Source organism: Nocardia sp. NPDC050793 (assembly GCF_040654065.1).
Classification (GTDB): Bacteria; Actinomycetota; Actinomycetes; order Mycobacteriales; family Mycobacteriaceae; genus Nocardia.
In genome coordinates this window covers 252575-276210 of sequence record NZ_JBFAHG010000002.1, presented here as the reverse complement: position 1 = coordinate 276210, position 23636 = coordinate 252575, and the positions used below count along the sequence as shown (strand labels likewise).

The 23636-nt window shown below is 68.8% G+C and carries 24 protein-coding genes; 14 read left to right on the top strand and 10 right to left on the bottom strand.

What is annotated here, in order from left to right; all coding sequences use genetic code 11:
* Positions 1-6: 6 nt before the first annotated feature.
* The 4 genes from AB0H50_RS06780 to AB0H50_RS06765 form a co-directional block, all read right to left on the bottom strand.
* Positions 7-783 (bottom strand): FAD-binding oxidoreductase, encoded by a 777-nt coding sequence (locus AB0H50_RS06780; protein WP_357448012.1) that lies wholly within the window; start codon positions 781-783, stop codon positions 7-9.
* A 49-nt stretch (positions 784-832) separates the two neighbouring features.
* Positions 833-1990 (bottom strand): FAD-binding oxidoreductase, encoded by a 1158-nt coding sequence (locus AB0H50_RS06775; RefSeq protein WP_357448010.1) that lies wholly within the window; start codon positions 1988-1990, stop codon positions 833-835.
* Between the two features lie 387 nt (positions 1991-2377).
* Positions 2378-3268, bottom strand: a complete 891-nt coding sequence (locus AB0H50_RS06770; RefSeq protein WP_357448008.1) for an LLM class flavin-dependent oxidoreductase — start codon at positions 3266-3268, stop codon at positions 2378-2380.
* 9 nt (positions 3269-3277) lie between these two features.
* Positions 3278-4213, bottom strand: a complete 936-nt coding sequence (locus tag AB0H50_RS06765) for an NADP-dependent oxidoreductase (RefSeq protein ID WP_357448006.1) — start codon at positions 4211-4213, stop codon at positions 3278-3280.
* Between the two features lie 289 nt (positions 4214-4502).
* Between AB0H50_RS06765 and clpB the strand changes: the two genes are divergently transcribed.
* The 8 genes from clpB to AB0H50_RS06725 all read left to right on the top strand — a co-directional run bounded on the left by clpB (position 4503) and on the right by AB0H50_RS06725 (position 13277).
* Positions 4503-7058 (top strand): ATP-dependent chaperone ClpB, encoded by a 2556-nt coding sequence (gene clpB, locus AB0H50_RS06760; RefSeq protein WP_357448004.1) that lies wholly within the window; start codon positions 4503-4505, stop codon positions 7056-7058.
* 173 nt (positions 7059-7231) lie between these two features.
* Positions 7232-7663, top strand: coding sequence for a hypothetical protein (locus AB0H50_RS06755; RefSeq protein ID WP_357448002.1), 432 nt, complete (start codon positions 7232-7234; stop codon positions 7661-7663).
* 442 nt (positions 7664-8105) lie between these two features.
* A complete protein-coding gene (locus tag AB0H50_RS06750; protein ID WP_357448000.1) occupies positions 8106-8876 on the top strand; it encodes a DUF5666 domain-containing protein in 771 nt (256 codons plus the stop codon).
* A 98-nt stretch (positions 8877-8974) separates the two neighbouring features.
* Complete coding sequence (locus AB0H50_RS06745) at positions 8975-10015, top strand: hypothetical protein (RefSeq protein ID WP_357447998.1); 1041 nt, start codon at positions 8975-8977, stop codon at positions 10013-10015.
* 25 nt (positions 10016-10040) lie between these two features.
* On the top strand, positions 10041-10853 hold the full coding sequence (locus AB0H50_RS06740) for an SDR family NAD(P)-dependent oxidoreductase (protein WP_357447995.1): 813 nt from the start codon (positions 10041-10043) through the stop codon (positions 10851-10853).
* 2 nt (positions 10854-10855) lie between these two features.
* Complete coding sequence (gene pyrE / locus AB0H50_RS06735; RefSeq protein ID WP_357447992.1) at positions 10856-11425, top strand: orotate phosphoribosyltransferase; 570 nt, start codon at positions 10856-10858, stop codon at positions 11423-11425.
* 51 nt (positions 11426-11476) lie between these two features.
* Positions 11477-12535 (top strand): beta-ketoacyl-ACP synthase 3, encoded by a 1059-nt coding sequence (locus tag AB0H50_RS06730; protein WP_068064302.1) that lies wholly within the window; start codon positions 11477-11479, stop codon positions 12533-12535.
* A 1-nt stretch (position 12536) separates the two neighbouring features.
* Positions 12537-13277 (top strand): lysoplasmalogenase, encoded by a 741-nt coding sequence (locus AB0H50_RS06725; protein WP_357447989.1) that lies wholly within the window; start codon positions 12537-12539, stop codon positions 13275-13277.
* 96 nt (positions 13278-13373) lie between these two features.
* Here the strand turns inward: AB0H50_RS06725 and AB0H50_RS06720 are convergent, their stop codons facing one another.
* Entirely contained in the window at positions 13374-13820 is a 447-nt protein-coding gene (locus tag AB0H50_RS06720; RefSeq protein ID WP_357447986.1) for a hypothetical protein, read from the bottom strand.
* Positions 13821-14136: 316 nt separating this feature from the next.
* Between AB0H50_RS06720 and AB0H50_RS06715 the strand changes: the two genes are divergently transcribed.
* Positions 14137-14571, top strand: coding sequence for a nuclear transport factor 2 family protein (locus AB0H50_RS06715; protein ID WP_357447984.1), 435 nt, complete (start codon positions 14137-14139; stop codon positions 14569-14571).
* A 24-nt stretch (positions 14572-14595) separates the two neighbouring features.
* Here AB0H50_RS06715 and AB0H50_RS06710 read toward each other — a convergent pair whose 3' ends face one another.
* Together AB0H50_RS06710 and AB0H50_RS06705 are read right to left on the bottom strand one after the other, a co-directional pair.
* Positions 14596-15237: a response regulator transcription factor gene (locus AB0H50_RS06710; RefSeq protein ID WP_357449337.1), complete on the bottom strand. Its 642-nt coding sequence runs from the start codon at positions 15235-15237 to the stop codon at positions 14596-14598.
* Between the two features lie 8 nt (positions 15238-15245).
* Positions 15246-16619 carry a sensor domain-containing protein gene (locus tag AB0H50_RS06705; RefSeq protein WP_357447982.1) on the bottom strand — a complete coding sequence of 458 codons (1374 nt, stop codon included), beginning with the start codon at positions 16617-16619 and terminating at the stop codon, positions 15246-15248.
* A 160-nt stretch (positions 16620-16779) separates the two neighbouring features.
* Here AB0H50_RS06705 and AB0H50_RS06700 point away from each other — a divergent pair, with 160 nt between their 5' ends.
* From AB0H50_RS06700 to AB0H50_RS06690, 3 genes are all read left to right on the top strand, one after another.
* Entirely contained in the window at positions 16780-17109 is a 330-nt protein-coding gene (locus AB0H50_RS06700) for a DUF4190 domain-containing protein (protein WP_357447979.1), read from the top strand.
* 76 nt (positions 17110-17185) lie between these two features.
* Positions 17186-17884 carry a TrmH family RNA methyltransferase gene (locus tag AB0H50_RS06695; protein WP_357447976.1) on the top strand — a complete coding sequence of 233 codons (699 nt, stop codon included), beginning with the start codon at positions 17186-17188 and terminating at the stop codon, positions 17882-17884.
* A 156-nt stretch (positions 17885-18040) separates the two neighbouring features.
* Complete coding sequence (locus tag AB0H50_RS06690; protein ID WP_357447973.1) at positions 18041-19129, top strand: glycoside hydrolase family 76 protein; 1089 nt, start codon at positions 18041-18043, stop codon at positions 19127-19129.
* Positions 19130-19159: 30 nt separating this feature from the next.
* Here AB0H50_RS06690 and AB0H50_RS06685 read toward each other — a convergent pair whose 3' ends face one another.
* Together AB0H50_RS06685 and AB0H50_RS06680 are read right to left on the bottom strand one after the other, a co-directional pair.
* Positions 19160-19837 (bottom strand): DedA family protein, encoded by a 678-nt coding sequence (locus tag AB0H50_RS06685; protein ID WP_357449335.1) that lies wholly within the window; start codon positions 19835-19837, stop codon positions 19160-19162.
* A 32-nt stretch (positions 19838-19869) separates the two neighbouring features.
* The gene (locus tag AB0H50_RS06680; protein ID WP_357449333.1) at positions 19870-20565 is read right to left on the bottom strand and encodes a VTT domain-containing protein; all 696 of its coding nucleotides are present in this window, start codon (positions 20563-20565) and stop codon (positions 19870-19872) included.
* A 362-nt stretch (positions 20566-20927) separates the two neighbouring features.
* Between AB0H50_RS06680 and fbaA the strand changes: the two genes are divergently transcribed.
* On the top strand, positions 20928-21962 hold the full coding sequence (fbaA, locus tag AB0H50_RS06675; RefSeq protein WP_357447970.1) for a class II fructose-bisphosphate aldolase: 1035 nt from the start codon (positions 20928-20930) through the stop codon (positions 21960-21962).
* A 28-nt stretch (positions 21963-21990) separates the two neighbouring features.
* Positions 21991-23109, top strand: a complete 1119-nt coding sequence (locus tag AB0H50_RS06670) for a BTAD domain-containing putative transcriptional regulator (RefSeq protein ID WP_357447967.1) — start codon at positions 21991-21993, stop codon at positions 23107-23109.
* Positions 23110-23236: 127 nt separating this feature from the next.
* On the opposite strand, the gene AB0H50_RS06665 is transcribed toward AB0H50_RS06670, so the two are convergent.
* Positions 23237-23557, bottom strand: coding sequence for an excalibur calcium-binding domain-containing protein (locus AB0H50_RS06665; protein ID WP_357447964.1), 321 nt, complete (start codon positions 23555-23557; stop codon positions 23237-23239).
* Between the last annotated feature and the right edge of the window lie 79 nt (positions 23558-23636).

The following is a 23636-nucleotide window of genomic DNA, read 5'->3' as shown; positions in this document are numbered from 1 at the left end:
TGACGGTCAAAGTCCTTCGTACTGAATGCGTTCGGCGGGCGTGCCGGTCTCGACGAGCCGGTCCACCGTGGCGCGCGTCATCGCGGGCGAGCCGCAGACGAGCACCTGGTGATCGTCGAACGCGCCGTGCGAGCCGATGACATCGGCCAGGGTGCCTTGCAGCAGTTCGTCGGCGGAGAATCCGATGTCGACGCGAGTGTGCTCGTACCACTCGTCTTCCCAGCTCGGGTCCTCCAGGTTCTCCACCACCGGGACCACGGTGAGCCAGTCCAGCTCCTCGGCGAGCAGCACGAGCATGTCGGAGGCGTACAGGTCGCGCGGGGAGCGGCCGCCGACGAACAGATAGGTGCGCGGCGGCTCGGGCAGCCTGGCCAGCTCCAGGATCTGCGCGCGCATCGGCGCGAGACCGGTGCCGCCCGCGATCATCACCACCTCGTCGCCCTCCGGATCGACGGTGAACGCGCCCTGCGGCGCGGAGATGCGCCACTCGTCGCCCTGCTGGGTGTCGGCGACCAACGAGCCGCTGAGCCAGCCGCCCGGCACGGTGCGCACGTGGAATTCCAGCTTGCCGTCCAGCGAAGGCGGTAGCGCGGGGGAAAGCCTGCGGCGCACACCGGGCTGCTGCGGCACCCGGATCTCGACGGACTGACCCGCGACGAACGGCACGAACTCGCCGATCAGGCGGATCACCGCCACGTCGTGGCGCAAACGGTGGTGGCCGACGACGGTCGAGGTCCACTCCTGCTGCGCGACTTCGTTGCCGAGCGCGCCCGGCTCCGTCATGTGAACTCCTCTGCTGTTGTTCGGTATCGCGGCGGGTGGCCGCGGTGGATCAGACGGGATCGCAGCTGATGACGTGTTCCGGCGTGCCCACCGCGATGAGCGCCCTTCGGGTGTCGGCGATCATTCGCGCCGAGCCTGCGATCTGGATCTGCCGGTCGGCCCACGCGCCGAAGCTGGCCACCACCGCGCCCAGATTGCCGACCAGCGTGCGGTGCATGCCGTACGGTGCGTCGGTGGCCGGGTGCGGGTACCACCACGGATTGGTCTTCTGCTCGCAGACCGGGACCACGGTGAGCCACGGATTGCTCTGCGAGAGCTGCCACATGTTCTCCACGTCGTATAGCTCGCACGGGTAGCGGCCGCCGATGAAGAAGTGCACGCGCGGGTTGATGCCGCGCTGGCTCATCTCGATGAGCTGGGCGCGCAGCGGGGCGATGCCGGTGCCCGCGCCGATGAGCAGCACGTCGCGTCCGGTGTCGCGTTCCACGTGCAGTCCGCCGAGCGGGCCGCCGATCATCCAGCGATCGCCCACCTGCGTCTCGTTGACGATGGCCGGGCTGACCCAGCCGCCGCGGATCTTGCGCACGTGGAATTCCATCTCGCCGTAGGGATTCGACGGAATCGCCGGGGAGAAGTAGCGCCACATCTTTGGCCGCTGCGGCACGGCGACCGGGACGTACTGCCCGGCCTGGTAGGGCACCGGACTGTCGGACTGCAAGCGCACGATGGCCAGGTCTTCGAGCACCCTGCGGTGGCCGACCACCGTCGCCTCCCAGTACGGCTGGGACTTGTCGGAGTTGGCGCCGATCGCCATCGAAGCCGAGATCAAGATCATGATGTCGCGCCAGCCCTCTTCGAGCTGACGGTTCCATGCCGCGCTGTTGTACACGCGGATGGCGGCGAGCAGCGCGCGGCCCGCCTGGTCGTAGTGGGCGGCCTCGACGCCGTACTTTCGATGGTCGCGCGCCAGCTGCTCGAGAAACCTCTGCGCGCGATCCCAGTCTTCCAGGTGGTCGAGCACGAACTGGATGGCCGTGGACAACCGCTTCGGTTGCATGTCCATCGCGGGTGGGAACAGCTCGCGCAGGCGTGGATTCTCGGCGAACAGATGACCATAGAACGCACTGATCAACCGCTCGGATCCGCCAGGTGACTCGGTCACCGAACGGAAGTTGGCGCGGACCAGCGCTGCCGAACGCGCATCCACGACGAGATTTCCTTTCTTCCCGCTTATAGCTGCGCATCCGCTATCGACTGCTGCGCAGGGACATGCCCGTAACCGGCGGTCCTTCGCGGACAAGTATCCCCGAAAAGTCCGTGGTCGTGTGGGTATGCGCAGCATGCTCTCGACCGCTCCGAGTTACCTCTCGGCTGAATCGGCAGCTCGGGATGTCGGCCCGGCTGGCTCGCGGCGCTCATGCGCCCGCTGCTGCCTCGCTGCGCTCGGCCCCATGGTTGGGCCACCGACCAGGATAGCGGGGGCAGGTGAACCTGCTCACGGTGTGGTTCTCTGGATGGGTACCTGCAACGGGAGGACAGGGCCCGCTCGCGCGCCGTCTACGCACAAGTTGACCGCCTCACTGGTGACCCGATGTCAGGATGGCCCGGCAACGGCGGCGCGAACGGCGGGCGCGACCTGCTCGGCATAGCGGCGGACCTGCTCCGCCGGATCGCCCTCGGTCGGCCAGAAGACGAAGCCGTCGATGCGCTGGTCGGCGTGCAGCGCTGTCAGGTCGTCCACCCACCGGCCCACCGGACCCTCCAGGAAACCGCGGTCGACGCCGTTGCCGGTGATGGTGCCCGAGACGTTGTAGACCCGGCGTATCGCGAGCGGGTCCCGGTCCGCGTTCGCGGCGGCGTCATCGATACGCTTGCCCGCTTCGGCGAGGAACTCGGGCGGCGCCCAGGCCGCCGAGGGCAGCCAGCCGTCGGCCAGCGTGCCGGTGAGGGTCAGCATGCGCGGCCCCATCGCGCCGAGCCAGATGCCGGGGTCGTGCCGCGGCCGCGGACCGGGGTGGGCGCCCGCGAGGTGGTGGAACGCGCCGGGCACCCGGACCGCGCGCTCGTCGCTCCACATCGCGCGGATGACGTGGATCGCCTCGGCCAGCGCCCGCACCGACTCGACCTTGCTCAGCCGTTCGCCGCCCATCGCCGCGATGGCGTCCCAGAACGCGCCTGCGCCGAGCCCGAGCTGGATCCGGCCGCCGGTCATGATGTCCAGCGAGGCAACGGATTTGGCGAGCACCGCCGGATTGCGCAGCGGCAGGTTCGCGACGTCGGGAAAGAAGGTGAGCCGCTCGGTCCGCACCGCGAGCGCGGTGATCAGGGTCCAGGTGTCCAGGAAACGGCGCTGGTAGGGGTGGTCCTGGATGCCGATCAGGTCGAGCTGGGCGGATTCGGCGTAGGCGGTCAGCTCGGTGAGCTGACGGTAGTCGTCGGCGTCGGGGATCAGGAACAGGCCGAACTCGACAGGACGGGTGGTCATCGCGCCCGCTCAGATGGCCAGCACGGTCTTGCCGCGCGCGCCTGCGGCGCCGAGGACGGCGGGCGCCTCCTCCAGCGGGACGGTCGCGTCGATCGGCACCACCACGTCGCCCGCCGCGACGCGGGCCAGCAGGCGGTCCAGCTCCGGTGCGCGGCCCTTGGATTCGAAGTTGCCGCCGCGCAGCCCGCGCTCGCGCAGTGCGGCCTCGTCGGCCGAGAAGACGGTGGAGTACACCGCGCCACCCTCGCGCACGAGTTCGGTCAGCGGCGCGAGTGCTTCGGGTGAGCTGACCAGGTCGAAGAGCACGTCGACACCGCCGGGATTGGTGAGGCGCACCGAATCGGCGACGGGCGCCTGGCTGTAGTCCACTGTCTCGGCCGCGCCGAGCCTGGTCATTCGATCGGCGGTGTCGCCGCGTGCGGTCGCGATGACGTGCGCGCCCGCGATATTGGCCAGCTGCACAAGAAAGGAGCCGACGCCGCCCGTCGCGCCGACGATCAGCACCGTCTGCCCTGGCCGGATCCGGGCCGCGTCGACCAGGTCCTGCGCGGTGACGCCCGCGGTCGGCAGGGCCGCGGCGGCCAGTGTGGTGATCGATTCCGGAATCGCCACCAGCGTCGCGTCCTGCGGCAGCACCGAATATTCGGCGAAGCTGCCGTGGCCCGCGGGCGGGACGAGGAACTTGCCGACGACGCGGTCGCCCACCGCGAACTTCGTCACGCCGGGGCCGACCGCCGCGATGCTGCCTGCGCCGTCCACCCCGAGGATCGCCGGAAAGTCGTGCGGCAGTTTGCCTTCCAGGATGCCCTTGGCCATCTTCAGGTCGAAGGGGTTGACGCCCGCGGCGTCGAGCTGCACCTTGACGGCCTGCGCGCCGGGCTCGGGCACCGGCATCTCGGCCAGCTCGACGGGATCTCCGAACTTCCGTACCACGATCGCGCGCATCGGTTTCGCTCCTCGGTTCGGCTGAAGGGGGATGCATCAACTAACCGTCTTGGTGCTTGTATGCATCCCTACACCACCGGCGTCGCGATTCACCGCATTCGCCGATGGCGCGGCGTAGCGTTGAGCCGCCGAATCGGCCGGACGGCGGGCTGTCGGAAAATTCTCGAACTTGAGCGGAACAGACTCAACCTCTCCCACGTTGAGACCGATAGGAACAGCACGAGCCGCGCGTCATCGCGCGCGGGAAGGGCACTCGATGCTGGGGAATCGACCGATAGGAAGGTGACTTGTGGACTCGTTCAATCCCACCACCAAGACCCAGGCGGCGCTGACCGCGGCCCTGCAGGCGGCGTCGGCCGCGGGCAACCCGGAGATTCGTCCGGCGCACTTGCTGGTGGCGTTGCTCGATCAGACCGACGGCATCGCCGCCCCCTTGCTGAAGGCCGTCGGCGTCGACCCGGCGACGGTCCGGCGCGAGGCGCAGGACATCGTCGACCGGCTGCCGCGGGCGACCGGCGCGACCACGGCGCCGAACCTCGGACGCGAGGCGCTCGGCGCCATCACCGCGGCCCAGCGGCTGGCCACCGAACTCGGCGACGAATACGTCTCCACCGAGCACGTCGTCGTCGGCCTCGCCGACGGTGACTCGGACGTCACCATGCTGCTCACCAAGCACGGCGCGACGGCCGACGCGCTGCGCGAGGCGTTCACCACGGTGCGCGGCAGCGCCCGAGTGACCAACCCCGACCCCGAGGGCAGCTACCAGGCGCTGGAGAAGTACTCCACCGACCTCACCGCGGCCGCGCGCTCCGGCAAGCTCGACCCGGTCATCGGGCGCGACACCGAGATCCGGCGCGTTGTCCAGGTGCTGAGCCGCCGCACCAAGAACAACCCGGTGCTGATCGGCGAGCCAGGTGTCGGCAAGACCGCGATCGTCGAGGGGCTCGCCCAGCGCATCGTGGCGGGCGACGTCCCGGAATCACTGCGCGGAAAGTCCGTCGTCGCTCTGGATCTCGGCGCGATGGTGGCGGGCGCGAAGTACCGCGGCGAATTCGAGGAGCGGCTCAAGGCCGTGCTCGAGGAGATCAAGAACAGCGCGGGACAGATCATCACCTTCATCGATGAGTTGCACACCATCGTCGGCGCCGGCGCGACCGGCGAATCGGCGATGGACGCGGGCAACATGATCAAGCCGATGCTGGCCCGCGGCGAACTGCGCCTGGTCGGCGCGACCACGCTGGACGAGTACCGCAAGCACATCGAGAAGGACGCCGCCTTGGAGCGGCGCTTCCAGCAGGTGCTGGTCGGCGAGCCCTCGGTGGAGGACACCGTCGGCATCCTGCGCGGCATCAAAGAGCGCTACGAGGTGCACCACGGCGTGCGCATCACCGACTCCGCGCTGGTGGCCGCGGCCTCCCTCTCGGATCGCTACATCACCTCGCGGTTCCTGCCGGACAAGGCGATCGACCTGGTCGACGAGTCGGCCTCGCGCCTGCGCATGGAGATCGACTCGCGCCCGGTGGAGATCGACGAGGTCGAGCGCGCGGTGCGCCGCCTCGAGATCGAAGAGGTGGCGCTGACCAAGGAGACCGACGAGGCCTCCAAACAGCGCCTGGAGAAGCTGCGTCAGGAACTCGCCGACGACCGGGAGAAGCTCAACCAGCTGACCACCCGGTGGCAGAACGAGAAGAAGGCCATCGATCAGGTCCGCAGCCTCAAGGAGCAGTTGGAGAGCCTGCGCGGCGAGTCGGAGCGCGCCGAGCGCGACGGCGATCTGGGCAAGGCCGCCGAGTTGCGCTACGGCCGGATCCCCACGCTGGAGAAGGAGCTGGCCAAGGCCGAGAAGGCGAACGGAGCCGCGCCCGACGGCGAGGTGATGCTCAAGGAGGAGGTCGGCCCGGACGACATCGCCGAGGTGGTGTCCGCGTGGACCGGCATCCCGGTGGGCAGGCTGATGGAGGGCGAGACGCAGAAGCTGCTCCGCATGGAGGACGAGCTCGGGCGTCGCGTCGTCGGACAGAAGGAGGCCGTGCAAGCCGTCTCCGACGCGGTGCGCAGGGCGCGCGCTGGCGTCGCCGACCCGAACCGCCCGACCGGCTCGTTCATGTTCATCGGCCCCACCGGCGTCGGCAAGACCGAACTGGCGAAGGCGTTGGCGGACTTCCTGTTCGACGACGAACGCGCCATGGTGCGTATCGACATGAGCGAGTACAGCGAGAAGCACTCGGTGGCCCGCCTCGTCGGCGCACCGCCCGGCTATGTCGGCTACGACCAGGGCGGTCAGCTCACCGAGGCGGTGCGGCGCAGGCCGTACACCGTGGTGCTGTTCGACGAGATCGAGAAGGCGCACCCGGATGTGTTCGACATCCTGCTCGCCGTGCTCGACGAGGGACGGCTCACCGACGGCCAAGGCCGCACGGTGGACTTCCGCAACACCATCCTCATCCTCACCTCTAACCTGGGTGCGGGCGGTGACAAGGAGTTCGTCATGAACGCGGTGCGCTCGGCGTTCAAACCCGAGTTCCTCAACCGGCTCGACGACGTGGTCATGTTCCACGCGCTCGACGAGGAACAGCTCGAGCAGATCGTCGACATCCAGCTCGACCAGCTGCAGAAGCGGCTGTCGCAGCGCAGGCTGAAGCTGGACGTCAGCGATTCGGCCAGGTTCTGGCTCGCGGTCCGCGGCTACGACCCGGCCTACGGCGCCCGCCCGCTGCGCAGGCTGATCCAGCAGTCCATCGGCGACACCCTCGCCAAGGAACTGCTCGCCGGTGAGGTCACCGACGGCGACACCGTGAAGGTCGGCGTGAGTCCGGACGGAGACGGATTGATCGTCGGCAACTGAGTGCTCAGGACGCCTCGGCCCCGCGCGGGCCGAGGCGTCCGTGTTTCTGGCGGGAACCTCCCAATTTGCCTGGTTCCCAGGCAATTCCGCGTGTCGTCGGTCGGCACGCCGTGCGGAGCGCCGACACGCTCGAAAAGCCTTCTGGTGGACGGTTGTTCGCGTACCTTCGCGCGGTGGCCAACACACTCGAGCATGAATTCCTTACCGACCTCTTCCGGCAGAATCCGGACTTGGCGGCGATCGTGCTACGCCGCTACCTGGATGTTCAGATTCCGGAGTACTCATTGGCGGTCGTCGCGTCCGAGGACGCGACGAACGTCGTGCGGGATCCGGAGGTGAAAAGAGCCGACGCCGTGGAAACGGCCTACCACGAGTACAAGAACCCGTTCTTCAAGAACCTGATCGCCGAGGGCAAGGCCGAGGGCAAAGCCGAGGGCAAGGCCGAGGGTGAAGCCAACGCGCTGCTCCTGATTCTCGAGGCGCGGACGTTGCCCGTCTCCGAGGAGGCTCGGCGCACGATCACTTCGTGCACCGATCTGGACCAGCTGAGCGAGTGGCTGCGGCGGGCGGTGACGATCACCGACGTCGAGCAGCTCTTCGACTGATTGGTCGGGAGGTTGCTGACGGCGGCACGGTCAGTGTGAGCAAGGACGGTGATGGCCTGATCGTCGGCCGCTGAAAAGTGTGGAACGCCCCCGCTCGGGTCGGGGGCGTTCGCGTATCCGCTGCGGCCGCCGAATCGGTTCGGCTCGACATGGCCCCCGCCGGTTGCTGTTGCACGAAGTCAGTCGATTGGCCCCGCGCACGGCGGACCGAAGTCGAAGTACGCACCGTGGGCGCTGTCGGACGAAGTCCGTCATTGACTCCGCGCATGGCCGGAGCGAAGGCGAAGTACGCACGGTGAGCGCTGTCGGACGAAGTCCGCCATTGACCCCGCGCATGGCCGGAGCGAAGGCGAAGTACGCACGGTAGGCGCTGTCGGACGAAGTCCGCCATTGACTCCGCGCATGGCCGGAGCGAAGGCGGAGGTACGCCTACGCTGGAGGCATGACGAACCCGAAGGATCACTGGGGGCAGCGGCCGGAGGATGCGCCGACCGAACACCTCGGTCCGCCGGGCGCGTCCGGCCACGACCCGTCCGGGGACACCACCCGATACCCCTCGACCGAGCAGTTCGGGTGGGGCCCGCCGCCCGCGAACGCCACCAAACAGTTCCCGCCGATGGAGAGCCAGTGGGGCGCTTACGAAAGCGGCTACGGCCACCAGTACCCCGGCATGCCGGATCCACACCACGCGGCCGTGCCGCCCGGTGCGGTACCGCCGGGCGGCCCGCCGACGGATGAGCCACCGCCCAAACGCAATACGGGACTGTGGATCGCGCTCGCTGTCGGCGTCCTCGCGCTCGTCGCGGTGGCCGGAGTGGTCGCCGGGCTGGTGCTCGGCGGCCCTGACTCGGCACCGACCACGGCGGGCGGCACCACCACCGCGACCTTCCCGACCGGCGGAGCTTTCCCGACACAGAACCCCCGCCAGCCATCGCCGAGCGGCCTGCCCGGCCTGCCTGGCCTCGACGGCATCGGCGCGACCATGGGCACCATCAGCGCAAACAACGGCGGCCAGCTCACCATCGACACCGTCTCCGGCAACAGCGTCGCCGTCCGGACCGACGAACTCACCCAGGTGATCTCGCTGTCCGGCGCCAAGCCCGCCGACCTGCCCGTCGGCGACATGGTCATGGTGCAGGGCGACAAAGGATCGGACGGATCGATCCGCGCCAAGATCATCATCAGCACCGCGCTGCCCGGCGGCGGAAGATGAGCGGCGCGGCCGGAGATCGTGCTCCGGCACAAGACGTGCGGCCCGGCGCGGCACCAAAGAAGGCCCTTCACCGGCCGGGCCTATTAGGGTAGACCGCGATGACGGCTATGTGGTTCGGGTTGGCGGCGATCGCGCTTGTGGGCGCGATCGTGCTGCTGTATTTCGATCGGGTCCAGCGGCGGCGGACCGGTCACGCGCGCCAGGTGTGGGCAAAGGCCCAGGGGTACACCTATGTGTCGGTGGAACCGGCACTCCCGTCGACTTGGCGGCGCGGCGCGCTGGCCAAACTCGGCTATCTGTCGGCGGTCGACGTGGTTTCCGGTATCCGCAAGGGCGAGAAGTTCGTTCTGTTCGATCTGGAGGACGCCGCGACGCTGGTCGCGGTGCGCCGCCAGATCGGTTCGGACATCGATGTCGACATGCGGCTCAAGACCGCGTCCCCGCCGAAGGACGCGGATCTGGAGTTGCTCGGCGCCATCGGCGGCCGGGTCGTCTTCGCGACGAACCCGGAGATCGCCAGGCACGCGGTCGATCAGCGGATGGTCGCGTTCATCGAGACGCTGCCCGACACCGTGCAGATGCTCTGGAGCGAGGGCAACTGGACCCTCGGCATGCTGAATGTCGGTACGGCGTCGAAGGATTGGGAGTCGGCCATCGACTCGGTGCTGCGCTTGTCCGGTCTGCTGCACGTGCTGCCGCCGGTCAGCGACTCGCGCGGCGCCGACAACGCCGAGCACGATCCGGGCCGCCCGAAGGCCCGCGGTCGCGCCGAGGAACCAGCCGCTGCCCGCGGAGCCTCCCGCGTCCTTCCGCCCTCCGCCGACGAGGACGACCGCGGCTACGACGATCGCGAGTTCGACGACAGCGACCTCGACGGGCCCCGCTACGACGACGAGGACGAGCAGGCGGCCGACCAGCCGCGCCGTCCCTCGCTGGCCGTGGTCCCCGACGCCAAGGGCCGGGCGCGCGAGGAACGCTGGTCCGACGACGACCCCGAGGACGACTGGCGACCGGAACCGGGCCGCGCCGACGACTGGGACGAGGAACCGCGCTCCGCGGACCGCGCCGACGAGGCCGACCGCCCCGGCGGCCCCTTCCACCCCGGGTTCCGTCCGTATCAGGGCCCCGTGCCGCAGTGACCCGCTCGATTCGATTGGTGCCGCGATGACCGACAGCTCTGTTCCCGCGCGCCTGCCCGGCGCCACCCGCCCCATCGCGCTGATCACCGGACCGACGTCCGGCATCGGTCACGGGTTCGCGCTACGGCTGGCTTCGCTCGGCTACGACATGGTGCTCGTCGCCAGGGACGCCGAGCGGCTCGAGGCGCTGGCCGCCGAGCTGGAGCGCAAGTACGCCACCCGCTCCGAGGTGCTCGTCGCCGATCTCGCGCAGGCCGCCGACCGGGAGCGGGTCGCCGCGCGCGCCGCCGACGGCATCGAATTCCTGGTCAACAACGCGGGTTTCGCGCACTCGGGGGAGTTCTGGACGCTGCCCTACGAGCAGTTGCAGGCGCAGCTCGACGTCAACGTCACCTCCGTGCTCCAGCTCACCCACGCGGCGCTGCCGCCGATGATCGCCAAGGCCAAGGGGTCGATCGTGAACGTGGCCAGCGTCGCGGGTCTGGTGCCTGGTCGGGGATCGACCTACTCGGCCTCCAAGTCCTACGTCGTATCCTTCACAGAAGGGTTGGCGGGCGGACTCGCTGGAACCGGGGTCCGGATCCAGGCGTTGTGCCCCGGGTTCGTCCACACCGAATTCCACGAGCGAGCCGGTATCGAGATGTCCTCGCTGCCGAAACCGCTGTGGCTTTCCGTAGAGCAGGTCGTCGCGGGCTCGCTGAGTGATCTGGACAAGGACCGGGTGATCAGCGTGCCCGGTGCGCAGTACAAGGCGATCACCGCGGCGGTCGGACTCATCCCGCGAACCCTGCAGGTCCGAATGAATCGGGGCCTGTTCAATTCACGCGGAAGGACTTAGACATGATCGACGAGGCGACAACCAACGACTCAGCGCTCGGCGCCGACCGCGAGAAATTGGCCGCGCTGGTGCGCGAGCTCGCCGTCGTGCACGGCAAGGTGACGCTTTCCTCCGGCAAGGAGGCCGATTATTACGTCGACCTGCGCCGGGCGACCCTGCACCATCGCGCGGGACCGCTGATCGGCAAACTGCTCCGCGAGCTCGTCGCGGACTGGGATTTCGACGCCGTCGGCGGGCTGACCATGGGCGCCGACCCGGTCGCGCTGGCGGTACTGCACGCGCCGGGCCGCCCGATCGACGCGTTCGTGGTGCGCAAGGTCGCCAAGAGCCATGGCATGCAGCGCCAGATCGAAGGGCCCGACATCGTCGGCAAGCGGGTGCTGGTCGTCGAGGACACGACGACCACCGGAAACTCTCCGCTCACAGCGGTGCGCGCACTGCGCGAGGCGGGCGCGACCGTGGTCGGCGTCGCCACCGTTGTCGACCGGGAGACGGGGGCCGACCAGGTGATCGCGGCCGAGGGGCTGGAGTATCGGTCGATCCTCGGCCTCAAGGATCTTGCCCTGGGTTAGCCTGGACCCGGGTTAAGTTTGTCCGACAGTTGAGGGACGTGTGAGTCACCAGTGGTGAGCATTGCAGTAAACAAGAGTCGCGAAAATGTTGCGATGCTCGGAATCGGTGCTTACCGACCGCAGCGCATCGTCAGCAATGACGAGGTGTGCGAGGTTCTCGATTCGACCGACCAGTGGATCTACGAGCGCACGGGCATTCGCAACCGGCGCTGGATCAGCGGTGACGAGACGCTGCGGTCGATCGCGGCGGCCGCGGGTGAACGCGCGCTGGTGAACACCGGCATCGACCGGTCCAAGATCGGCGCGCTCATCCTCTGTACGTCCAGCTGGTTGAAGCTCACCCCGCACGGCGCCCCGACCGTCGCCGCCGATCTCGGCATCAACGGCATCCCCGCCTTCGACCTCACCTCCGGCTGCGGCGGATTCGGCTACGGCCTCGGCGTCGCCGCCGACCTGATCCGGGCAGGCTCGGCCGACTACGTGCTGGTGATCGGCGCCGAGACGATGACCGTCGGACTCGACCCGACCGACCGCGGCACCGCGATGATCTTCGGCGACGGCGCTGGCGCGGTCGTCGTCGGCCCGAGCGAGGAGAACGGCATCTCCCCGACGGTGTGGGGCAGCGACGGCGAGAACGCCGAGGCGATCGCCCAGGACGTCGATTTCCTGGAGTTCATGAACAAGGCCCAGGCCTTGCAGGGCACCGATCCCGCGATCGAGCCGGTCGGCCGGATGTCGCTGCGCATGGAGGGTCCGCGGGTGTTCCGCTGGGCCGCCGTCACGCTGCCACGCGCGCTGTCCGATGCGCTGGAGGCCTCCGGGGTGGCCAAGGAAGACATCGAGGTCTTCATCCCGCACCAGGCCAACGCCCGCATCAACGACCTGATGAAGAAGAACCTCGGCCTGGCCGACGAGATCCCGATGGCCAACGACATCGAGAACACCGGCAACACCTCCGCCGCCTCGATCCCGTTGGCCATGGAAGAAATGCTGGTGACAGGGAAGGCCAAGGGCGGCCAGCTGGCGCTGCTGCTCGGTTTCGGCGCAGGTCTGAGCTACGCGGGCCAGGTCGTCACGCTGCCGCCCGCGCCGACCGAGGCGAGCTTCTGACATGAATTCCTCTGGAGCTCCGGCGTTCCCCGGCTCGGGGCGGCCGTTTCGCGCGGGTTTCCTCGCCGCCGCCGCCGTGACCGTCTTCGGGGCGGTCACCGGCCGCGACCGGCTTCAATGGCTCGCCAAACCTCTGATGATGCCGCTGCTCGCCGCCGATGTGGCGACCAGCGGCGTCGACGTGGACCCCACCGAGCGCACCATCCTGCTCGGCTCGCTCGGCGCCGCGACCGTCGGCGACATCCTGCTCATCGAACCCGACGACGATCGGCGTCTCATCGCGGGCGCGTCGTCGTTCGCGGTCATGCAGGCCGGCTACTCGACGCTGTGGTGGCGGCGCGGCGCGCGTCCCCTCGCCCCGATCGCCGTGACCCGGGCCGCCGCCTGGCTCGGCGCCGCCAGCCTGCTGCGCGCCAAGGCTCCGACCGTCGCGGCTCCGCTCACCGCCTACGGCGCCACCCTCGGCACGGCCGCCGTCCTCGCCTCCGACCCGCGGCTCGCGCCCGGCGCGAAAAACGTTGCGGGCCTGAACATCCCCGACGCCGACCCGCGCAGCCGCCTCGGCCTCGGCGCCCTCCTGTTCACCCTCTCCGACGGACTCATCGTCTTGCGCCGCCTCTTCGCCCGCACTTCCCGCTCACGTCGTGCTACCGAGGGCGTCATCCTCGCCACTTACGCTGCGGCCCAATACCTTTTGGCCGACCCCCGAGCCCACGCCCGCTCGCCGCTCGACCGTTCGTAGGGGAATCCGCGGCACCCGGCGTGGTCGAGTGAAACCGAACGGCTCTCCGCCGAATCTCCACCTACTGAGCACGGCTGTGCGGGGCGACCACCGCCCTCACAACACGAGGATGATGCGGTCCCGGTTCGCCGGGTCGACGCGGATCGAAATCGTCTCGCCGAGGCTCAGTTTCGGTTTGTCGGCAGGCATGACGTCGAAAACGATGGAGCCACGGTAGGTTTCGGAGCCTGGAACGGTGAGCTCGAGGTCGATTTCGGTGAGTTCGCTGTAATGGTCGGTGCGCTCGAGCGGGTGCACGCCTTCGACGGTGGCCCAGCCTTCGAGGCCGTGGCGCCAGAGGTGGCGGTCGGCGCGGGAGGGGCGCGCGGCCAGCAACATGCCGATGCCGACGCAGGAGCCGAAGACACCGACCAGGGCGACGACCTGGAACGGGATGGTGCCTGGCGGCGTGCGGTGCACGAGCCAACCGAGCCAGAAGCACAGAACGATCAGGTACGCGGCGGTGACGCCGAGCACCGTACGCAGAATCCGTGCGTGATCCATGCGTGCCTCCCGCCTTCGCTCCGGCCGTGCGCGGTCTGTGGGAACTTCGTTCGGCTGTGTGCGGTCCGTGGACGGACGTCTTCCGGCTGTGCCATCTCTGGACGGACTTCGAACGGACTCGTCCAGCCGTGCCAGTCGGTCAACACCCCTCCTGACCTCGTACTTCAAGCATAAGCGGCCACCGTGCTCGGATCCGGTTCCTTGCGAATATCGGTTTCGTAGCGACGACGGCCGTCCCGTCCGCGAGCCCGCCGGACCCGATCGTTCCGTCCGATCTCCGCCAGCGCCTGCCCCGCCCGCACGCCACGCTGTTCCCATGCCGATCGCAACCACCACCGACGTCCTGACCGGAATGTACGCCGCGGAGGCCGCGTACTTCGCCGCGGGCGGCCCAGGCCGCGCCCCCTTCGCGACCACCCTGGCTCCGTTCTTCGCCGAGGACGTGGTGCTGTACCAGGCCGACGGGATGCCGTACGGCGGCATCTGGCGAGGCCACGCCGGGCTGGAGCGGTTCTTCGTGGCGATGGCCGCGGTGTGGGAGTCGTTCGAGATGGTCGAACAGGAGTTCCTGGCAACCGGGGAGACGGCCGTCGTCCGCACCGAGGTGCGGGGCCGGGCCCGCGCGACCGGCCGCGAGCTGCGCTTCCCGATCCTGCAGACCCTTCGCGTCGAAGATGGGCGTATCGCGGAAATCCGCCCGTTCTACTGGGATACGAAGGAAATCGCCGCAGCCTGCACGATGGCGCGGTAGCCGCGCGGGCCGTGATCGCCGCGTCTAACCCTTCAACCGCAGCACCGCCAGCACGCGCCGATGGTGCGTATCAGAAGGCGGCAGATCGAGTTTGGCGAAGATGTTGCCGATGTGCTTTTCGACGGCTCGCTCGGTGACGGTGAGGGTGTCGGCGATGGCGTTGTTGGACAGGCCCTGTGCCATCAGTTCGAGCACCTCGCGTTCGCGCGGGGTGAGTCTGGCGAGCGAATCCTGTTGGCGGGAAGCGCCCATCAGCTGACTCACCACCTCGGGGTCGAGGGCGGTGCCGCCGGTGGCGACACGGTAGAGGGCGTCGACGAAATCGCGCACGTCGGCGACGCGGTCCTTGAGCAGGTAGCCGACACCGCTGGCACCACCGGCGAGAAGCTCGGTGGCGTAACGGGTTTCGATCCACTGCGAGAAGACGAGCACGCCCGTCATCGGGTACTTCCTGCGCAGTTCGATGGCGGCGAGCAAGCCTTCGTCGGTGAACGAAGGCGGCATGCGCACGTCCACCACCGCCACGTCGGGGTTGTGTTCCCCGACCACATCGCTCAGCGTGCTCGCGTCGCCGACCATCGCGACCACCTCGTGGCCGCGCTCCACGAGCAGGCCCGCCAGGCCGTCGCGCAGGATGGCGCTGTCCTCGGCGATGACAATGCGCAGCGGCGCGCTCACTGCGGGCCTCCCTTCGGCAGCAGGATGGTCACCACGGTGGGCCCGCCGGTGGGGCTGTGCACGGTGAGGGTGCCGTCCACCGCGCGCGCCCGCGCCGCGAGGCCCGCGAGGCCGCTGCCGCCGGCCTGTGCGCCTTCGGCCGGTGCAGGCACGCCGCCGATTCCGTTGTCCCGCACCGTGACCGCGATGGTGCGCAGGCTGTCGGGCAGCACCGAGACCCATGCCCGGTCGGCGTGCGCGTGCTTGACCACGTTGGTGAGCAGTTCGGCGACGGAGAAGTAGGCGATGGCCTCGATGGCCGGGCTCGGCCGCTGCGGCAGGTGCACCCGCAGCTCGACGGGCACCGCGCTGCGAGCGGCCAGCGTCTCCAGCGCGGGGCCGAGGCCGAGTTCCAGCGCGGGCGGATGGATGCCGCGCACCAGCTCGCGCAGTTCGGTCAGCGCATCCTTGGAGCTGGCGTGCGCGTCGGCGATCAGGTCGGTGGCATCGCCGCCCGCCGCGATGCGCTCCTCGGCCCTGCCGAGCGCCATGGCGATGGTGACGAGCCGGGCCTGGGTGCCGTCGTGCAGGTCGCGCTCCACGCGCCGCAGTGTGGCGGCCGCGTCCTCGACGGCGGCGCGCCTGCTGGCCCGCAGCTCGACCAGCTGACGGTCGCGCACGGTGGCCGCGAGCAGCCAGACGGTGAGCAGCCGGTGCAGGTGGCAGACGCCGCGCACCAGCCAGGGCAGCGCGAAGCAGCCGACGACGCCGAGCGCGGCGAAGCCGAGCACCCGCGGCCACGAGTCGACGTAGAAGGAACCGAACTGCATGAGCGAATGGTGTTCGACCCCGTTCTCGTCGACGTTGACCGGATCGAACAGCGCCCACGGAATCGGCGAGATCGCGATGAACATCACCATCGCCACGACGACCAGCACCAGATAACCGATCACCACCCCGAGCACGAACTGCGCGAGCAGGAACAGCGTCGCCCGCCAGCTCGCCCGGTCGGTGAACGCGCTCTTCAGGAACCCGAACAGCCCGCGCTGCGGGGTGAACGCAGGCGGCGCTTCCACCGGAGTATCGAGCAGGACGCGGCACAGCGCACGGTAGATCCGTCCCCAGACGCGTCCGCCGAGCAGCACGAGCGCGAGCAGCGGGATGCCGACCAGGAAGATCGATGCGTAGAGCCCGCCGCCGAAACCGAAGAACAGATAGCAGACGGCGAGGCAGCCGAGCGCGAACGCGGTGATCAGATAGGCGAGCTCCTTCCAGGTCCTGGCTTGGATCGGTGCGCGCAGGACGGCCGACAGAGCCGCGCCGCCGGTCCGGCTGGGCGGTGCGGCCTGCCTGTCGAGCACGAGGGTGGGTTCGGTTTGCGTCTCGGTCATGAGCTCCATGTTTCTCGCCGGGGGCGGCGTTCTCGATGGAGCTGACCGCCGAATCGAGGGTGTGGCCAGCTACACCATGGCGCGACCGTCAGCGGCGCGACGGGGTGTCCGGTGCGGTTGCCCGGGCCGCTCGCCGGGTTTGGGAACTAGCATCACCCGCATGACTTACCCACCGCCGTACGGCTATCCGCAGCAGCCCTACGGTAATCCGTACGGTCCGCCGCCGGACCACCCACAGTCCACCACGGTCCTTGTGCTCGGCATTCTCGGGCTGGTGCTGTGCCAGCTCTGCGCGCCGTTCGCGTGGGTGATGGGCAAGCGGGCGCTCGACGAGATCGATGCGTCGGGCGGCGCGATCGGCGGACGCGGCAACGTCAAGGCGGGCTACGTCTGCGGCATCGTCGGCACGGTCATCATGCTCGTCTACCTGGTCGGCATCATCGCCGCCATCGTGATCTCGATCGTCGCCGCGAACAACTCGTCGTACTGAGTGGGCGGGCGAAGCTCGTCCTCGCCGCACATATCCGCAGCACAGGCGCCGGAGCGCCGGAACTAGCATCGTCGGCGTGAGTCACTCGTCGTCGGACACCGCGCGCCTTTCCCCGGGGGAGCAGCTTCCAGGCCCCACCGAGTGGGGCGAGCATCCGCACGGCGTCGGTCCGTGGCTCGACGAGCACGGCGCCCCGCCGCCCGACGACCCGCGACTTGATCCCGAGCTGCTGGCGCACGGCGACCGGCGCAATGTGGTCGACGCCTACCGATACTGGTCGCGCGACGCGATCGTCGCCGACATCGACGCGCGCAGGCACCCGTTCCACGTCGCCATCGAGAACTTCGGGCACGACGCGAACATCGGCACCGTGGTGCGCACCGCCAACGCCTTCGCCGCCGCGGCGGTGCACATCGTCGGCAGACGGCGGTGGAACCGCCGCGGCGCCATGGTCACCGACCGCTACCAGCACATCGAGCACCACACCGACATAGCCGAACTGCTCGCCTTCGCCGAGCGCACTGGTCTCACGGTGGTCGCCGTGGACAACGTCCCCGGCTCGGTGCCGCTGGAGACCGCGCGGTTGCCGCGCGACTGTCTGCTGCTGTTCGGCCAGGAAGGTCCCGGCGTCACCGCGCACGCGAAAGACGCGGCGGCGATGACGGTCTCGATCGCTCAATTCGGTTCCACCCGCAGCATCAACGCCGGTGTGGCCGCCGGGATCGCCATGCACGCCTGGATCCGCCAGCACGCCGACCTCGCGACGGCATGGTGAACGATCTTGTGGCGTGCACGATTCGGCGTCGGCCGGGTAACAATTCGGCGGCGAGAATCGGCTTCCAACTGGCACCATTGAGCTATGACCTCGCGGAGCCCACGGACTGGGCAGGATGCTGCACCAACGCCCGCGCTTTGGTCGGAGCGGGCGGATATGGCGGAATCCGCGATCGTCTCTCGGCACCTGCGGGCCCTGTGGGCTTGTCCCGGAACGGAACTCGGCGTGGTCGGCTGGCCCGCCACCAAGCGTGAGCGCGCCTTCGTTTCCTGGCACTACTGGTGGCAGGCGCACCTGATCGACTGTGCGGTGGACGCGGCAAACCGCGCGCCGACATCGGTGCGGCGCAAGCGGATCGGCGAACTCGTACGTTCGCACCGCATTCGCAACATCACCGGCTGGACCAACAACTACTACGACGACATGGCCTGGCTCGCCATCGCTTTGGAGCGGGCCGAGCGGACTCAGGGCCTCACCGAGGCGCGCGGCGCGCTGGTCGCGCTGGAGAAGAAGCTGTACGAGGCGTGGAATCCGGAAGTCGGCGGCGGCATCCCGTGGCGGGTCCGCGCCGACTACTACAACGCGCCAGCCAACGGTCCCGCGGCCATCGCGCTCAACCGTCTCGGCCGTCACACCCGCGCGCAGGAGATGGCGGACTGGCTGGACGCGACCCTGCGCGATCCCGGTACCGGCCTGATCCTGGACGGCATCCACCTGCCTTCGGGGGTGATCGAGCGCCCGACGTTCACCTACTGCCAGGGTGTAGTGCTCGGCGTCGAGGCCGAGCTGGCGATGCATACCGGCGAGGAGCGTCACCTGGAGCGGGTGCACCGGCTGCTGGTCGCCGTGGAGGACCACATGACCGCGGGCGGCGTCATCAAGGGCGGCGGTGGCGGCGACGGCGGACTGTTCAACGGCATCCTCGCCCGCTATCTCGCGGTGGTCGCGATGATGCTGCCGGGAGACGGCCGCCAGCAGGTCGCCGACCGGCAGGCCGCGGCGGCGATCGTGCGTGCCTCGGCCACGGCGGCCTGGGCGAATCGTCTCGAGGTCGAGGGCGAGCCGCTGTTCGGCGCCGACTGGAGCAAGCCCGCCCAGCTGCCCGGCGGCACGGCCGGTGCGGGTTACTTCACCACGGGCGGCTCGGTGACCTCTTCGAAGGTGCCCGAGCGCGACCTCTCGGTGCAGCTGTCCGGCTGGCTGCTGATGGAGGCCGCCTACCAGGTCAGCGCGGCCGGGCTCTGATCCGGCCGCGCTGCCGAGCGCCTCAGGTTCTCAGTACTCGACCCGGGGAAGCACCACGGTCGGCGCGTCGACGTCCACGTCGAACTCCTCCGCGGGCTTCGACATCTCCAGTCGGTAGTGCCGGACCCCGAGCACGGTGCCGATGATCAGCCCGAGCACCAGAGTGCAGATCACGCCCGGCATCAGCCACGGCACGCGCTCCAGGAAACTGCCCGCGTAGAAGCCGATGAGCAGCAGCACCGGGGCCCAGACGATGGCGCCGATGGTGCTCGCGACGGTGTATTTGCGGTGATCCATCTGCGCGGCGCCCGCGACCATCGGGCACAACGTCCGCACCCACGGAATCCATCGGGCCACCAGCACCGCGAGGAAGCCGTGCCGCTGCAACAGCTCGGAGACCCGCTGCAAATTCCTGGCGTTGACGTATCGGCCGTCCTTGCGGGCCACCAAGCGGTGGCCGGTACGTTGCCCGACGACGTACCCGACCTGGTTGCCTGCGATCGCGGCGACCATGGCTCCCACCGAGAGCCCCCACACCTGCGCTTCGCCGCTGGCATGCGAGGCCATCACGATGCCCGCCGTGATGAGCATCGAGTCACCGGGCAGGAACAGCCCGATGATGAACGCGCATTCCAGGAAGACGAAAGTCAGGACCACCGTCCAGACGAGCGCGGGGCCCGCCGAGATCAGCGGATCGAAACTGCCCATCGCGAGGGGCGACGACGCGCTGGACACTGGCCTCAGCGGGTGGTCTCGTTCGCCGAAGCGGTCAGCTCGGGCTCGATGACCGCGGGCTCCTCGGCGCCGCGGTTCATCAGCTTCTTCGCCACCGCAACGATCCCGGGCAGGATCGAGACGAACACGATGAGCAGGAAGATCGCCTCGACGTGATCGCGGATGAAGTCGACGCCGCCGAGGAAGTAGCCGAGCACGGTGACGCCGCCGCCCCACAGGACGGCTCCGACGATGTCGAACGCGACGTACTTGCGGTAATCCATCTTGGACACGCCCGCCAGCACCGGCATGAAGGTCCGCACGATCGGCACGAACCGGGCCAGGATGATCGTCTTCGGGCCGTGCTTCTCGAAGAACTCGTGCGTCTCCGTCACGTAGGACTTCTTGAAGAAGCGGGTGTCCTCCTTGCGGAAGATCGCCGGGCCGATGGCGCGTCCGATCCAGTAACCGCATTGGTCACCGGCGAAGGCGACGAACGTGACGGCGGGCACCAGCACCCAGATGGACACCGGCGGATTGTCCTGCGCGGCCAGCAGGCCGCCGGTGAACAGCAGTGAGTCGCCCGGAAGAAGCGGGAACAGCAGACCGGTCTCGATGAAGACGATCACGAGGATCGCGGGCAGCACCGCGTTCTTCAGCCACGACTCCGTGAGCAGGTACACCGGATCCAGCAACTGGGTCAGTGCGAGGTTGGTCGACACCGATTCGGTCGCTGCCTGCAGAATCACGCGGCCTCCTGTCCCGGGGTGCGGCTGGCTATACGTTGCTTGCCACCGCATCGGAAGCTGCCAGCGCAATTACCCGGCCCACAGTACCGGGTCGGACTGAGAATCCCCCGTCGAGCGAGAAATTACCCTCCATTAACCAGGCGGGTGACACCGCTCCTGCGACCCGGGAGCGGCGGTCGGTCGTGTCCGGTTCACCGCGGGACGGGTCTCGGGGCTGCTCTGTCGGACCCGCCCGCGATACCGGGCCGTATAGGTCGCGAAACGCCCCTGCCTTAGGGTATGGCCTGACAGAATTTGGCTATCGCCTTTTGCCGCACGACACGGAGGTCTTCACAGTGCCCATCGCGACTCCGGAGGTCTACGCCGAGATGCTCGGTCGGGCCAAAGCGAACTCCTTTGCCTTCCCGGCCATCAACGTCACCTCGTCCGAGACGATCAACGCGGCGATCAAGGGCTTCGCCGACGCGGGCAGCGACGGCATCATCCAGTTCTCCACCGGAGGTTCGGAGTTCGGCTCCGGACTCGGTGTGAAGGACATGGTCACCGGCGCGGTCGCGCTGGCCGAGTTCGCGCACGTGGTCGCCGCGAAGTACGACGTGACCATCGCGCTGCACACCGACCACTGCCCCAAGGACAAGCTGGACGCCTTCGTCCGTCCGCTGATCGCCATCTCCCAGGAGCGGGTGAACGCGGGCGGCCTTCCGCTGTTCCAGTCGCACATGTGGGACGGCTCGGCGATCCCGATCGACGAGAACCTGGAGATCGCCAAGGAGCTGCTCAAGGCCACCGCCGCGGCCAACATCATCCTCGAGGTCGAGATCGGCGTCGTCGGTGGTGAAGAGGACGGCGTCGAGGCCGAGATCAACGAGAAGCTCTACACGTCGCCGGAGGACTTCGAGAAGACCATCGACGCCCTCGGCGCGGGCGAGAACGGCAAGTACCTGCTCGCCGCCACCTTCGGCAACGTGCACGGCGTCTACAAGCCGGGCAACGTGGTGCTCAAGCCCGAGGTGCTGGCCGAGGGCCAGCGCGTCGCGGCCGCCAAGCTGGGCCTCGGCTCGGACGCGCAGCCGTTCGACTTCGTCTTCCACGGCGGCTCGGGCTCGCTGAAGTCGGAGATCGAGGACTCGCTGCGTTTCGGCGTGGTGAAGATGAACGTCGACACCGACACCCAGTACGCCTTCACCCGTCCGGTCGCCGCGCACATGTTCGCCAACTACGACGGTGTGCTCAAGATCGACGGCGAGGTCGGCAACAAGAAGACCTACGACCCGCGCAGCTACCTGAAGAAGGCCGAGACCTCGATGGCGGCGCGCGTCGTCGAGGCGTGCAATGATCTGAAGTCTGCGGGGCGGTCGATCAGCGCCTGACCCCTTTTCTCTCCGGGGGCCCGAGCTCATGAGTCTTGATGTGCGTGTGCTCGGGCCCGTTCGGCTGCTCGTCGGTGGTGAGCCGGTGGCGGTCGGCGGGCCCAAGCCGCGAGCGTTGCTTGCCGCATTGGCCGTCAATCGGCGGCGCGCGGTGGCATCGGCCGCACTGGCCGACATGGTGTGGAACGAGGATCCGCCGGATTCCTACGCCGCCAGCTTGCAGGTGTTCGTCTCGAACATCCGTAAGGCGCTGCGGAATTCGGGTGTGGATCCGGCGCAGGTGTTGCGCACCGAGTCATCGGGCTACCGCCTGGAGATCCCCGAGGAGGCCTGCGACCTCGGCCGTTTCGAGGCGACCAGGGATGCCGCGGCCAAGGCCGCAGGCGTCGGTGATCACGCGGGCGCCGCGCAGTTGTTCGGCAACGCCCTGCGCGAGTGGAGCGGCCGGGCGATGTCCGACCTGGCCGGTTTGCAATTCGCCGACGGTTTCGCGACCGCGATGGACGAGGAGCGGCTGCTCGCCGTCTCGGCCCGCATCGACGCCGAGATCGCCTGCGGGCGAGCGTCTTCGGTGATCAGCGAGCTCGTCTCGATCACCAACGAGCATCCGTTGCGGGAACCGCTGTGGGGTCAGCTGATCACCGCGCTCTACCTCTCCGGCCGCCAGGCCGACGCGCTCGACGCGTGCCGCAGGGTGCGCACCGTGCTCGCCGAGGAGCTCGGGATCGACCCTGGCCCGGCGCTGGTCGAGCTGGAACAGCGGGTGCTGCGCCAAGAGCCGTTGAGCACCGTGGAGTTCAAGCGCACCGAGCGCTTGGCCGCCGCCATGACCGAGACCGTCACCGAGCTGCCGCGCACGGTGCGCAGCGGTCAGCTGCGCATGCCGGACGGACGGGTGCAGCCGATCGCGTTGGGCGGCATGCGGATCGGCCGGATGACCGACAACGACCTGGTGCTCGACGACCCGAAGGCCAGCCGCTACCACGCGCACATCATGCCGAGCCGGGCCGGACTCCTGATCAAGGATCTGCATTCGGCGAACGGTGTGTACATCAACGAGGAGCAGATCGAGAGCGGCGCGCTGCTCGCCGACGGCGACGCCATCCGCATCGGGGCCACCATCCTGATCTTCCAGGCCGTCCAGTAGGAAGGCCCGCGACGCACGCTGTCGAACAGCACTACGCAGACCTTCTACACGCTTCGCAGTACTTACAGGGTCTGCGAAGCGTGTAGAAGGTCTGCGAGGTCCGCACCCCTCGAGGCAGCGGTACGCCTCAGTTGCAGGCGATTCCGTCGCCATCGGTGTCCAGGTACGACGCGTAGCCGGGCTGGCCGCGGTACAGCGGCCAGGCCCCTTCGGCGCGCACCTGATCGCAGTCGGTGTAGTACCGGCGGGGGCGTTCGTCGTCTTCTTCCGGCGGCGGCACGTTGTTGCCCTTGGGTCCCGGCCGATACGCCGGTCCCGGATCGGCATCCCGCGGACCCGAAACCACCGAAAACGGCGGTGACTCGGCGATAGCGGGTGCGGCCATGCCCATCACGCTCACCATGCCGAAGACCGCGGCGGCGCAGCGGCGTATCACTGAAGTGCTCACGCTTCCAACGTGCGCCTCTCGAGGGAGTCCGTCAACCGTCTCGGCGACCGGCCGACACTCTCGGCTGTGCAGGGGATTT